This is a genomic window from Acinetobacter sp. UNC436CL71CviS28, assembly GCF_000620525.1.
Classification (GTDB): domain Bacteria; phylum Pseudomonadota; class Gammaproteobacteria; order Pseudomonadales; family Moraxellaceae; genus Acinetobacter; species Acinetobacter radioresistens.
Genome location: NZ_JIBB01000037.1, coordinates 1 through 13,062, shown reverse-complemented (window position 1 = coordinate 13,062; position 13,062 = coordinate 1). Strand labels below are relative to the sequence as shown.

General features: G+C 41.9%; 16 protein-coding genes and 1 pseudogene. 4 read left to right on the top strand and 13 right to left on the bottom strand.

Annotated features, from left to right (window positions below):
* The 4 genes and pseudogenes from N518_RS0112260 to N518_RS16335 all read left to right on the top strand — a co-directional run bounded on the left by N518_RS0112260 (position 1) and on the right by N518_RS16335 (position 4,855).
* Entirely contained in the window at positions 1-813 is an 813-nt protein-coding gene (locus N518_RS0112260; RefSeq protein ID WP_026444343.1) for a DUF817 family protein, read from the top strand.
* 136 nt (positions 814-949) lie between these two features.
* Entirely contained in the window at positions 950-1,420 is a 471-nt protein-coding gene (locus N518_RS0112255) for a DUF3015 family protein (RefSeq protein WP_005015141.1), read from the top strand.
* 67 nt (positions 1,421-1,487) lie between these two features.
* Entirely contained in the window at positions 1,488-3,374 is a 1,887-nt protein-coding gene (locus N518_RS0112250; protein WP_005015139.1) for a DUF4105 domain-containing protein, read from the top strand.
* A 122-nt stretch (positions 3,375-3,496) separates the two neighbouring features.
* Positions 3,497-4,855 (top strand): annotated as a pseudogene (locus tag N518_RS16335) (diguanylate cyclase).
* A 69-nt stretch (positions 4,856-4,924) separates the two neighbouring features.
* On the opposite strand, the gene folE reads toward N518_RS16335, so the two are convergent.
* The 13 genes from folE to N518_RS0112175 all read right to left on the bottom strand — a co-directional run bounded on the left by folE (position 4,925) and on the right by N518_RS0112175 (position 12,989).
* Positions 4,925-5,473, bottom strand: coding sequence for a GTP cyclohydrolase I FolE (folE, locus tag N518_RS0112240; protein ID WP_171053875.1), 549 nt, complete (start codon positions 5,471-5,473; stop codon positions 4,925-4,927).
* Positions 5,474-5,564: 91 nt separating this feature from the next.
* Positions 5,565-6,254: a Smr/MutS family protein gene (locus N518_RS0112235; protein WP_005015133.1), complete on the bottom strand. Its 690-nt coding sequence runs from the start codon at positions 6,252-6,254 to the stop codon at positions 5,565-5,567.
* The gene (gene trpC / locus N518_RS0112230; RefSeq protein WP_005025215.1) at positions 6,247-7,071 is read right to left on the bottom strand and encodes an indole-3-glycerol phosphate synthase TrpC; all 825 of its coding nucleotides are present in this window, start codon (positions 7,069-7,071) and stop codon (positions 6,247-6,249) included. Before trpC ends, N518_RS0112235 begins: the two co-directional genes overlap by 8 nt.
* Before the next feature lie 19 nt (positions 7,072-7,090).
* Positions 7,091-8,137, bottom strand: a complete 1,047-nt coding sequence (gene trpD, locus N518_RS0112225; protein WP_005025217.1) for an anthranilate phosphoribosyltransferase — start codon at positions 8,135-8,137, stop codon at positions 7,091-7,093.
* Positions 8,138-8,146: 9 nt separating this feature from the next.
* Positions 8,147-8,731 (bottom strand): aminodeoxychorismate/anthranilate synthase component II, encoded by a 585-nt coding sequence (locus tag N518_RS0112220; RefSeq protein WP_005015125.1) that lies wholly within the window; start codon positions 8,729-8,731, stop codon positions 8,147-8,149.
* Positions 8,732-8,850: 119 nt separating this feature from the next.
* Positions 8,851-9,120: a hypothetical protein gene (locus tag N518_RS16330; RefSeq protein WP_034594030.1), complete on the bottom strand. Its 270-nt coding sequence runs from the start codon at positions 9,118-9,120 to the stop codon at positions 8,851-8,853.
* Between the two features lies 1 nt (position 9,121).
* The gene (locus N518_RS0112210; RefSeq protein ID WP_026444342.1) at positions 9,122-9,385 is read right to left on the bottom strand and encodes a hypothetical protein; all 264 of its coding nucleotides are present in this window, start codon (positions 9,383-9,385) and stop codon (positions 9,122-9,124) included.
* A gap of 152 nt (positions 9,386-9,537) precedes the next feature.
* Positions 9,538-9,855: a hypothetical protein gene (locus tag N518_RS0112200; protein ID WP_026444341.1), complete on the bottom strand. Its 318-nt coding sequence runs from the start codon at positions 9,853-9,855 to the stop codon at positions 9,538-9,540.
* 94 nt (positions 9,856-9,949) lie between these two features.
* The gene (locus N518_RS0112195) at positions 9,950-10,228 is read right to left on the bottom strand and encodes a hypothetical protein (RefSeq protein ID WP_026444340.1); all 279 of its coding nucleotides are present in this window, start codon (positions 10,226-10,228) and stop codon (positions 9,950-9,952) included.
* Positions 10,225-10,842: a lambda exonuclease family protein gene (locus N518_RS0112190; RefSeq protein WP_026444339.1), complete on the bottom strand. Its 618-nt coding sequence runs from the start codon at positions 10,840-10,842 to the stop codon at positions 10,225-10,227. Before N518_RS0112190 ends, N518_RS0112195 begins: the two co-directional genes overlap by 4 nt.
* Positions 10,823-11,593 carry a phage recombination protein Bet gene (gene bet, locus N518_RS0112185; RefSeq protein ID WP_026444338.1) on the bottom strand — a complete coding sequence of 257 codons (771 nt, stop codon included), beginning with the start codon at positions 11,591-11,593 and terminating at the stop codon, positions 10,823-10,825. The genes N518_RS0112190 and bet overlap by 20 nt, the downstream gene beginning before the upstream one ends.
* Before the next feature lie 10 nt (positions 11,594-11,603).
* On the bottom strand, positions 11,604-12,623 hold the full coding sequence (locus N518_RS0112180; RefSeq protein ID WP_026444337.1) for a hypothetical protein: 1,020 nt from the start codon (positions 12,621-12,623) through the stop codon (positions 11,604-11,606).
* 9 nt (positions 12,624-12,632) lie between these two features.
* Entirely contained in the window at positions 12,633-12,989 is a 357-nt protein-coding gene (locus N518_RS0112175; RefSeq protein WP_026444336.1) for a hypothetical protein, read from the bottom strand.
* Positions 12,990-13,062: the final 73 nt, after the last annotated feature.

Below are 13,062 nucleotides of genomic sequence, written 5' to 3'. Positions count from 1 at the left end.
ATGATTCTGCTTCTTAAAAACATATTTGAATTTCTTTATAAGGCAGCTTCGGCTGCCTTATTTGGAATTTTATTGCTATTGGCTTTTATGTTGACGGCAAATATGGGGAGTGAGGCTTTCTATGGTTTGTTCCGGTATGACTATCTGCTGTTATATGCTCTGATCATTCAATTTTGTCTGCTGTATTTAAAGCTTGAATCTTGGGCAGAAGCTAAAGTAATAGCCTTATTTCATGTCATGGCAATGCTGATGGAAATTTTTCTTACCCATCCTGCGATTGCTTCTTGGCAGTATCCACAGCCAGCTGTTTTTAAAATATTGACTGTTCCACTATTTGCCGGGTTTATGTATTCTGCCGTAGGCAGCTTCTTTGCAAGATCGTTACGATTATATCAAGTCGTCTTTACACATCTGCCAGGCTTTTTACCTATGCTGGTTTTAGCTCTCTTGTCTTATATTAATTTTATGAGCAAGTTTTTCATTCCAGATATTCGTTATCTTCTGTTTTTCTGGAGTATAGCCTTATTCTGGAAAACCCGGGTGTATTTCCAGTTGAGCTATAGCCGTTTTGAACTACCGATGTTGCCCGTTCTTCTGATTTTGGCTTTTATTATCTGGATTGCCGAAAATATCAGTACATTTTATAAAATCTGGTTATATCCGAGCCAAGTCGATGCATGGCATATGGTAGGGTGGGGCAAGCTGGGTTCTTGGTATTTACTGCTACTGTTGAGTTTGGTACTGGGATTAAAAATACTGGGCAACAGAGATGGTCAAGGCCGATGGCAATTAAAAAAAACAGCAGATAAATGAATTGTTATCTTTCTGTTTAACAGTGCATTTTTTTAATTGCGAAGCGCTTCACTTCCGGATAATCTCACTACTGTGTAATAAAATTTACACATGTATAGCGATAACAACACTGCATGAGAATAACTGGAGAATAAGTATGTTAAAAAAACTGATGTTGGCTGCTGTATTAGCGGCAGGTTCAAGTGTAGCAATGGCTGACAATGATGTTGGTTGTGGTGTAGGTAGTCAGGTTTGGCAAGGTCAGAGTGGGATTATTCCTAAACTGTTCGCTGGTACCACAAACGTGATTTTTACCAACCAATGGCTCGGGATTACTTTCGGTACATTAGGTTGTAGCCAAGGCGGTACAGTAACTGCTCAGGTCGTGACTTTTACTAATGAAAATGCCGAGACGCTAGCTCGTGATATGTCTGTAGGCCAAGGTGAAAGCCTGAATGTGCTGGCTGAACTAATGAATATTAAACAGGAAGATAAAGCACGTTTCTTTGCGGTATCTAAACAGAATTTCTCTGAAATTTATTCGGCTGATAACCAGAATACTTTACAGGTACTGGCTTCCCTTCAAACCGTAATGGCAAAAGATGAAGTTCTTAAAGCTTATGTCTAATTAGATATTCAAAAAACCCTGTCTTAAAGACAGGGTTTTTCTTATATAAAGAGAAAAAGATTACTGCATGAAACTTGTTTTTTTGATCCTTGCCCTGACGGTAGCTGGCCTGAGCCATGCAGCAGATACGACACCAGATGTATCCTACTATTTAAATCTTGCTCAACAGAAAAAGCTGGCCCAAGATATCACTTGGCAGCGCTTAATGTATGCCAATACTGCCGGCCATAGTGAGGTGAGCTATAAAGGATATTTTCTTGCGCCAGATGGACAGAAAAATCTGCAACAGGAAATGCAGCAGGATATTCAGGCCCTGTTTCAGGTCGCTGAACCGAATCAATCTGTCCGATGCAAATTTCCCGCCCGTAGCCGCTGGTTAATGCAGCAACTACAAATTTCCGAACACCAGTTGCCTCAAGCCAGCTGTCCTGAATTTGAAAGCTGGATCGGGCAGGTTAAGCCTTATAAGGCTACCCTTATTTATGCTACAGACTTTATGGGCAACCCAAGCTCCATGTTTGGGCACACTCTATTGCGGTTGGACCCTAAAGACCAGAAACAGTTAAATCTGGTCTCTTATGCAGTCAACTATGCAGCTACAGTAAACGGTACAGATAACTGGTCTTTTGCCTGGAAAGGCTTAACTGGCCGGTATCCTGGCGAATATTCCCTCATGCCGTATTACCGTAAGGTAAAAGAGTATGGAGATTTTGAAAGCCGTGATCTATGGGAATATGAACTGGATTTAAATCCAGAAGAAACCCGGTTTATGGTTGAACATATCTGGGAAATGCAGAAAGTGACATTCCCCTATTATTTTGTTAGTGACAACTGTGCTTACCGTTTATTAGGCTTAATTGATCTGGTACGTCCAGAAGCTAATTTACAGGAACAGTTCGGTTATGCTGCGATACCGGTAGAAACCTTGAAAGCAATGGATGAGCAGGGGCTTGTTAAAAATAAAATATATCGTCCGGCTTTAGAAACCCAATTATTGGCACAAGCACGGCAACATGGTAAAACCCTAGCTAAAACTGCTCATCAGGTTGCTTTTTCCGGAACTGAAGAAATGCCTGATCTTGTAAAGGACTATCCAGCGAATGATCAGGCTAAAATCCTGGAAATGGCTTATGATGATCTCTATCTACAATTTTTAAGACGCAAGGTTGATGAAAGTTTTGCCCAGCCACGTTTTCGTCAGCTGTTGGGCCTAAGAAGCCAGATCAATCTGGATAAACAGCGTCAGGAACCTGAACGACCGAAAATTGATCCTACTCAGAGTCATAAAGCACGTAATATTTCAATTAAAACCGGTGAGGTGCAGGGCCAGTCTTTTATAGAACTTGGTCACCGTCAGGCTTATCATGATCTTATTGATCCACAGGGCGGATTTCGCACCGGCACGCAGTTAAATTTCTGGGATGGTTCAATACAGTATCGGAATGACCAGTTAAAATTGGAGCATTTTGATTTTTTATCAGTAAACTCATATAACCCGATTACCCCTTTTAAAACGCCGTTATCATGGGGATTCAATTTTGGTTGGCAACAAGAAAGTGTGGAACAAGATGGACAGTTTAGTGAAGACCGTCAACACGGTGTATTAAACTTTAATGTTCAAGGTGGATATAGCTATGCTGATCAGGCCCGTGAACATTTATGTTATGTACAAGCTCAGACACATTTACAAGCTGGGAAGGCTCTAGATAAAGGATGGCGCATTGGCGCCGGACCAACGTTAGGATGTCAGAATATCTGGACAGAACAAGTGAACAGCTTGGTACAGGTAGCCTTACCCTACTGGGAGGATGCGCACCAATGGCAGTTAAAACTCAACACCCAGTTGCAATATGCCTTTACTCCACAAAATGCTCTGCGTTTGGGTTGGGAATATCAACAGCAGCACCATAAAAACTGGACTAAGACCAGTTTAGGATATATCAGATATTTCTAAATCCAATTAAAAAGACAGGTTTTAGTAGACTACATCTAAAATACCCTGAAGCGCATCATACGATAATTTGTTATATTGGTGGGCCTGTTAAAGGATAATTTAGGCCCTCTGGAATCAATTGTATGAATGAACAATGTATTACCATGCTTGCCGAGCAATGGAAGGATATATGCGGGCAATATTCTGCAACTGATTTAAACTATACTGCCCAATTTATCCAAGATAACTCGTTTTTACTGGTCGATGAGTTTTATAAAAATATGATGCAGGAGAAAGAGGCATCCTATTTTTTATCTGATGAGATTGTACAAAGCCGCCTGAAAACTACATTAAATCAGTGGTTACTCGATTGTTTTAATATGCCGTTTAAACAAAATTATGAAGAAGTTGTACAACGTCAACTGGTGATTGGCAATGTGCATGCGCGTATCGGTATTCCATCTTGGCTAATCATGCGCGGAATACGTGAAATTGAAAAAAAAGTCTTTTCTTTGCAAGCTTCTAGAACCCAGCAGAATATTTATACTGTAACCAACTATATTGTACAGAGCATTGGTTTTGCCTCTGAAATTATGTGCCGTTCCTACGAAGCAAATATTGAAATTAATAATGATATTAAACATACCTACCGTTTATTTTCTGCGATGCAGGATGTATCGATTCAAAAGGATAAACAGCGCAGTTCCTTGTTAGACTGGGAAAATGAGCTGATGTTTAAAGTATTTTCAGACAGTGCTAGCTTTAATCATCTGCTATTGTCCAAATCAGAATTTGGTCTCTGGTTTATTCATAAAGCAGCCTATGCTTTTTCTGGCACAGACCAGGTACAGATTATTATTGATCGCATATATGAGGTAGATAAACTTAATCTGGCGGTACTTAAGAGCCAGGATAAAGCCAATGCGATTGCCCTGATACAGCAGATTCGTGAAAAAAATCGTGAAATACAGCATCTGGTTGATCAGTTATTTCAGGTTTCCGAGTAGATCGGCTCGGGTAATGATTCTTTAACCCAGCTACTTAATCGTCGTTATTTAAATACGATTATTAACCGGGAAATTAATTTTTCCCGTAAAAATGGTTCGCCCTTAACTTTACTGGCAATTGATGCTGACCATTTTAAAGGCATTAATGACAAGTTTGGTCATGCAGCAGGGGATCTGGCCTTACAGTTTCTGGCTGAAGTTTTACTCGAATGTACCAAAGGCAGTGATTATGCTTTTCGTATAGGGGGTGAGGAGTTTTTGCTGTTATTGGTCGATAGCGACCTGAGCCGGGCTCAAAGCGTTGCTGAAAATATCCGTATGCGGATTGAAGAAACCGTTATACGGTCTACTATGGGTGTCAGCTTTAATTTTACAGTCAGTGTAGGCGCCGTATTATATGATGGGCATCCTGATTACCAACGCTTTTTAGATGCCGCAGATTCGGCTTTATATGCGGCTAAAAACAATGGTCGAAACAATGTATATATGGGATAAATAACGGCATTACCTATACAGCAAGAGATAAAAAAAGCCCTGCGTTTGCAAGGCTTTTTAATTTTAAGCTTAGTAACTTTCAGGCACAGCACTCAAGAATTCACGGCGAGCTTCTTTATCTGTTTTAAAGTCACCTATAAAAGAAACTGTGCGTGTAGTAGATTCCTGTTTACCTACGCCACGCATCATCATACACATATGTGCAGAGTCAATCATGACCGCAACACCTCGTGCTTGAGTCACTTCTGCTACTGCTTCAGCAATTTGTTGGGTCAAATTTTCCTGAATCTGTAAACGACGGGCAAACATTTCAGTAATGCGGGCGAATTTGGACAGACCCAAAACGTTACCTTCTGGCAAATAAGCAATATGTACACGGCCATAAAATGGCAGAAGATGGTGCTCACAGAGTGAATAAAATTCGATATTTTTAACCAGTACCATTTCACGGTTATCCGAAGGGAAAACCGCATTATTGGTCACTTCTTCCAGTGTCTTGCTATAACCTGACGTGAGGTATGAGAACGCTTTGGCAGCACGCATCGGCGTATCTTTAAGACCAGGACGATTCAGGTCTTCACCAACGGCGGTTAGGATATTTGCGTAGGATTGCTGCATAGACATAAGGCGTGTTCACTTACACTGGTTGAACAAGGGCGACATTGTAACAGAAAACTATCAAAAGTCTGAGAGTTAATAAGCATGCCAATTACTGTTTAAATTTCAGATTTTTTTCAGCACGCTTAAGTAGTACCAACACTGCGCCTGTACCGCCCTGATTTTCAGGTGCACTGACAAAGGCCAGTACATCACGGTGCTGACGCAACCAGCCATTTACATAGGTTTTAAGCACAGCTTCTGGACCTTTACCATGCACTATTTTGATGACATTCTGATTTTCATCTTTTGCCATCTGAATAATTTGCAAAACTGCTTCACGTGCTTCTTCTACCGTGCAGCCATGGAGGTCGACCGCTTCAAACCAGCGTAAATTTCCCGCTTTTAAGTCTTCAAATACCTTATGTTGCAAGGTCGCGATACGATAGCTCAGTTTAGACTGGCTTCCAACCGGATTTAATACAGCTTGGGTATCTGAGAGTTCAGCCAGCTCAACTTCACGCGGCCCCTCAGCAGCTGCACGTTTAGCCAAGATCTGGGCATTGGGTTTAAACTTTCGTGTTTTTTCCACCTGAGCAATATTACTACCCTGCAGAGGTTGTACACCCTGCAAGGCTTTTTTAAACAGATCCAAGTCTTCACCAGAGTCTTTGTCATCCCGGGCTGATTGAACTTCAGTCTGCTTCGCTTCAGGTGAAGACTGAGGAATAGAAATCTGCTTTCTAAACTGTTTCAGCAGGTTTTGCTGGTCTTTAGAAAGTGTAGAGTCTTTTTTACTCATAAGATAAGGTTTTAACTCTCTGTGGCTGACCGAACAGGGCCGTGAAAGCCTGATCAGGATATGGCTGCTTCATAAAACTCTCCCCAACCAGAAATGCATGAATATCATATTCCTGCATTAGCCTTACATCATCCGGACTGGCAATACCGCTTTCTGTGACTAACAGTCGAGCAGGGTCGAGTAGTTTCTTTAAACGTAATGATGTATTGAGGTCAACCTCAAAGGTTTTCAAGTTACGGTTATTTACGCCAAGCAAACAACGGTTTGAAAGCTGTAAAGCACGTTCCAGTTCATATTCATCATGTACTTCTACCAGTACATCCATTCCCTGTTCAAAAGCGGTTTGAGACATTTCTTCAAGTTGCTGGTTAGATAATGAAGCAACAATCAGTAAAATACAGTCAGCATGAAGAGCACGAGCTTCAATAACATTGTAGGGATCAATCAGAAAGTCTTTACGTAATGCGGGCAGGCCGCAGTGCGTGCGCGCAATTTGGATGTTTTCATCAGCACCCTGGAAAAAGTCGACATCAGTTAGTACTGAAAGGCAGGCTGCACCTGCTTGTTCATACTGCCGGGCGATTTCTGCAGGATTAAAATTTTCACGAATGATTCCTTTAGACGGAGAAGCTTTCTTGATCTCTGCAATTACACCAGGATACTTGCATGACAGTGCCTGCACAAAACTACGCACAGGTGTCGCGGCCTGTGCCAGTCCTTCTATATCTTTTAAACTGCGCTGTTTTAAACGCGCAGCCAGTTCTTCAGTTTTACGGTCAACAATTTTACCAAGAATTGTGTTTGCAATATCTACCATGACTGTTTATTCCTGACCGTTATACTTCGTACTGTTTCAAAGTTTTAGTAAATTCTGATAATACGCTCATTTTTTCAAGTGCCTGTCCACCATAAATAATGTCATGCGCTAAAGCGACACCCTGTTTATAACTTTGACTCAACCCAGAAACATACAGTCCGGCACCTGCATTTAGAGCAATCATCTGGGCAGCTTTTTCACCTACCGGCGTTTTCTTTTTGCCTAATGCGTTTTTAATTAACGCCAGACTTTCATCAGAACTATTTACTACAAGACCAGTCAATGTCTGAGATTCTATCCCCACATCTTCAGGATTCAGTATCCATTCGGTAACTTCACCATTCTTTAGTTCAGCGACTGTAGTTGGTGCTGCAAGACTGATTTCATCCAGGCCATCTTTGGAATGTACCACCATGACATGCTCGGCACCTAATTGGTTCATTACTTCTGCAATTGGGCTGCAAAGTTCATCAGAAAATACCCCAATTACAAAACGTTTGACACCGGCCGGATTCGTAAGCGGGCCAAGCAAGTTAAAAATACTGCGAATACCCAGTTCTTTACGTGGGCCTACTGCATATTTCATGGCTTTATGATGGTTAGGTGCAAACAGGAAACCTATTCCCATTTCACGGATACAGCGCTCAGTTTGCTGCATGTTCAGATCAAGATTGATCTCTGCTTTTTCAAGCAGGTCGGAAGAACCAGACTTACTTGATACACCGCGGTTGCCATGCTTGGCGATTGTAGCGCCCGCTGCTGCTATAACAAATGCTGATGCTGTAGATACATTAAACAGATTCTGACCATCTCCACCTGTACCCACAATATCAACCAGATAAGGGATATCACTTACATCAATCTTAATAGCAAACTCACGCATAACTCGTGCGGCAGCAGTAATTTCATCAATACTTTCACCTTTCATGCGCAAACCCATCATCAGTGCACCAATTTGGGCCTCTGTTGTACTGCCTTGCATAATGCTACGCATGACTTCTTCCATTTGCGGCTGAGTCAGATGAATATTTTTTGTAATATGATTAAGAGCTTGTTGAATGTTCATATAAATCACTTAAGCGTAAATTTCTAAAAAGTTCTGGAAAATTTTATGGCCATGCTGACTCAAGATTGATTCAGGATGAAACTGCACACCTTCTACTGGTAATGTCTTATGTTTTACACCCATGATCTCTTCCATCGAGCCATCTGCTTCCTTCGTCCAGCAATTTACTTCCAGGCAGTCTGGTAAACTCGCTTGATCAATCACCAGAGAGTGATAACGAGTTGCCGAAAAGGGTGAAGGTAAATGACTGAAAATTCCAGTATCATTGTGATACATGTCAGATAGACGGCCATGCATGACGGTTTTTGCCCGTATAATTTTTCCACCAAATGCTTGTCCAATACTTTGATGCCCCAAACACACACCAAGTAAGGGAATTTTACCGGCAAAATGCTGGATGGCTGGAATAGAAATACCAGCTTCTGTTGGAGAACAGGGACCAGGACCGATCACAAGATACTTGGGTTGCCATCGCTCAATATCATCCAATGTGACACTATCATTGCGAACGACTTTAACTTCTTGATTTAACTCGCCAAAATACTGAACGATGTTATAAGTAAAGCTGTCGTAATTGTCGATCATTAGAAGCATATTGAGTCTAATCCTTTGAATTTAAAAGGAGTATCGTTGTTATGTGGTAGAGGGTACTCACATTGCTACTCACTTTAAGAGATTTGCACTTAACAAGTGATTAAAAATAAAGCCGCTTGTTAGGCGGCTACTATAGCAGGTTTTTTACAATTTCTGACAGCATAATTAACATACGAGTTTAACCAGAACACACGCCGGCCATCACGCTCCGGCTCTTTGATAATTCCATCCTTGACTCGATCCCACAAAGTCGGCTCACTCATACCCAAGCGTTTTGCAAATTCTTTTGTGCTTACTCGGCTTTCATCTTGAGATGCCAGAGATTGTTTGAGCTCCTGCATCTCTTGATAGATTGACCGAAGCAATTCACCTTCAGTCTCAGCTTTCATATCAAACCACCTCCAATCTTTTACCCGCTTCGATTTCTGCTTTAAGATCTTTAAGCCACACGTAGTCCAGATAAACCTTATCTAAATCCATGTATGGTAGAAATTGACGCTCTTTCTCGTGGTATAGGTACACATGGCCATCAAGCACAGAAAAATATTTTTGTAATTGAGGAAAATACCCATCAGGACATGCAACAGTTGAGAGAACTAAAGCAGCAATCATTTCGGCTGGACCCTGTCCACCACATTTTTCAATCAGATTCATACCACCTCTCCCAAACTAATCAACACTTCTTCCGGCAAATCACTGTCTTTTAAGATCATCTCAAAACCCCATCGCAGCCAGACCAAATCCAATCAGCCCCAACAGCAGCCAGCCCAAAAACAAATATTCGAGGTGTTCCATGTGATGTTTTTTCATGTGGACTCCTGGGCTTCACTTAGCTTTCCACCGCAAAAAGGGCAATGCGTAAATTCATGATATTCTGGAGTGTCATCAGACTCTGGAAATACAAAAGCATTGGTGCATGATGTGTCGTAAAACCCACATTGATTTTTAGACCATTTGCATTCCGGCACCGCTTGGGCTTTGGCTCTTGCTTGCCATGCACTAAGCGCAAATGAGTAGCCAATAATGGCTCTTTCATCACCATCTTCATTGAACACATCTTTGTATAGCTCTGGGTATTTCTCTTTAAAATATTCGTCAAAAGCTTGCTTTTCTTTAACATCCATCTTCACCACCAATCTTTTATTAAAATAAATAACTGTGCTAAAAATCGGGTCTACTTTTTTATTAAAGTAGGTTTATGCGACTTTTAGGCCCTTCTTATCCAACAGCTTTATATAATTCTATTAAAAGTGCTAAACCCATTATCAAAGGGATGCCGATAAGATATGCATACTTAATCTGCAAGCCTGTGTACTGCTTTTCCAGTTCATAAAGTTCAACTGACTTATCACTAATTCTGTAAGACAGGCTTTGAATTTCATAAAAGACCAGAGACGGATTTCCACCTGATTTACGTCGAGCATCAAACTGCTCTTGAAGTTGATCAACTTCGGCTTTCTTTGCCTTGATCTTTTGGCGAAGCTCTTTCATTTTCATGCTGCCACCTCAACTGGACTCAACTCAGCAATGATCTGGTCAACTTTTTGATTAAACCGAATCACTGACTGCTCAAGCCCAGCAATATCCAAATCCTTTGCAAACACACGAATAACTACGAGTTGCAGATACTCAGGCAGGCGAGGGTCATAACTCACAAAGTCACACCATTCGCGCTCTGTGCACGCAAGTTGCCATGTAATTTGTGGAATGTGGTCGTCTGGCACTTTGCGACTGAGCAACGTGTTTAAATGCGTAGTTGTGTTTGGACACTTCACTTCAAGCTGACCTTGCTTGCCAACCAGGCCATCCGGTGATGCGCCCGACATGGCTATAGAGGGGTGGTCAATCAGACCGGCACCTTCTACAAACTGACCTGTTTCATTTTCATAGGCTGTGATTGCATGTGGCTCGTGATCGATTCCCCATTGCATAAGCTGAGTGGTTTTAGTGTCTTCCTGAACGCCGGTAAGACGCTCGGAAAGAATGATTAAGCCTAATGAATTAAGCACTTTGCCCTTGGCTGGCTTGGCATCTATATCTTTGATGCGACTAGCAGTTACCTTGCCGCATCGCTCAGAATGCCAGTCATCACTACGCTGGAGAATGTTCATACACTTGTCCTTGTGGTTGATCAGCATGTTGAGCTGCTTCTTTTAATGAAGCACTATGCTTAGTCCAGAAGTATTTTTTGTAGTCACCTTGAGGTAATTCAGCGTAGCCAGTTTGTAAGGCTTCTGTGCCTTCCATTGCCAAAGCGCGCATAGTGTCTAAATGCTCCTGTTCATAGGCTTCATAACCTTCAGGAACTTCCGACGTAACGTTTTTCATTGGAGACTGGCATTCATCAATACGACGCGCCTCATCTTCGTCATAAATTCCCGAAAAGCCGAAAGCAACACGAGCACATTGAATTAATGCTTTATGGCGCAACATCCGTTTAGGATACTTTCTCCATGGCTCAGAAGTGCCTTGGCATTCTGAAAGATATTCGGTAACAACAGTAGGGTGGCTTCGATCCTTACGATAGATCTTGCATGTGCAGGATTCAGCATCTTGCTCAAATTGAATGCCGTCACAAACCGGATTATCGTTAATGATTCGAGCCCAACCATCCACACCAACTACTGGAACAATACCGCCACCTTTTGCAGGAAAGGCATAAATCTCTTTTGTAAAAGGGTTAAGTTTGTACTGATTCGCGACAATTAGTAGGCTAACTAACTGAACGTCATTTGCCCCTTTAAACACTGTATCTGTAAGAGTTTTCTTTAACTGTTCAGGGTCTACATCAACCATGTCAAAAGCCAAAGCAACTTTATGCATTTGCGCTTGAACAATGTTATTTTGTACCGGTGCATTCATTTTTTATTCCTCAAAATTTAATAGATACGTGCGGAACTAAACCTTTATTGATTGCTTGCAAAATCTCTTTGCCTTTTGCCTCATCAACACCTAGAGCCAGCAAACCTTTTAGAGCTTCATTGCAGATTTTTTTCTTATGCGCTTGATTTGCTTGACGTGCTATTTCTGCTTGACGCTCTGCCTCAGCTTTAGCTGCCTGCTCAGCCTCAATGCGCTTACGTTCATTTTCAGCAGCTTGCACAGCGCGTAATTCAGCAGCTTCTTTTTCGGCCTTTAATCGAGCTTCGCGTTGTTCTGCCTCAGCCTTTTCACGTTGTACACGTTCAGCTTCAAAACGTGCTTTTTCTTCGGCTTCGCGGGTCGCTTTTTCGGCAGCTTCGCGGGCAATCTGAGCCTCACGTTCTTGTTGCTGGCGAAGTATTTCAGCTTGACGTAGGCGTTCTAATTCAGCCTGCTCAGCTTCATATTTTTCACGTGCCGCCAGCGCTTTTTGTAGAGCCTCAAGTGTTTCAAACTTTGCAATTTTTGCCTCTTGCTCGAACTCCTCAAATAAAGGACAAACCTCTAAAACATCAAGCATTCTGATCTGGTCAGAGAGTCGCTCAGCAGTCATTTCGTGAATAACAGATGGATGAGCAAAATCTTTAATTTTTTCAATGTCGGCTTTGTGCTTCGCCACACGATCTTTTTCGGCCTGCTCCCATGCATCACGCGGCGCCAAAATTTCGTTGCGTAGCTCATCAAATTTCTTTACAACCGAAATACGATCATCGTCAATGACCTTAATTTGCGCCTTTTGTTCAGCTACCAATTCTTTACCGCACTTTTCAATTAGTGTTTTCGATTTACTAATCTTCATAGCCAGTGAACCGATAGCATCACGTCCTTTTTTTGTTGTGACATCTGGCACATGAGAGCGCACTTCTTGGGCAATGCGCTCGAATAATTCATTAGTTCCGCCAGCTTTAGAGAAGGCAGCAACTATCACGTTCTGTTCTAATATTTGTAATTCGTTTACCGGTGCATTCATATTCTTCTCCTAAGCAACCTGTGCCAATTCCATCCCAAACAGCCCAATTTCACGCTTCACTGCTTCCAAATTCGTGAAGTGATCAAACTGCTGGGTCGTCAATTCATCAATTGCGATAAACTCATCGTTAAACACACAGTCATCCGGCAGACCACGGTAAGTCTTAACTGTGCACACCTGGTCTGTATCCACCGTACCGTCCTGTAGCACTAAGATGGATAGCGTGACGCGCTGGGTGTGCAAGTCATCAAGCAGCATGTACTGCGTGTCCAAGTGAATTTCGATGCGGCCAAAATAGTGGGCTACAAAATCAGGGTCGTAGTCGTGAGTGCTGAACTGCTCGGCAAAAGCGGTTTTGATTTTCATTGCTGCACCTCACGAACTTCTAATCTGTAAGTTTTGCCTTTTACTTCAAACTGCAAGCAAATTTCTTCTTTCA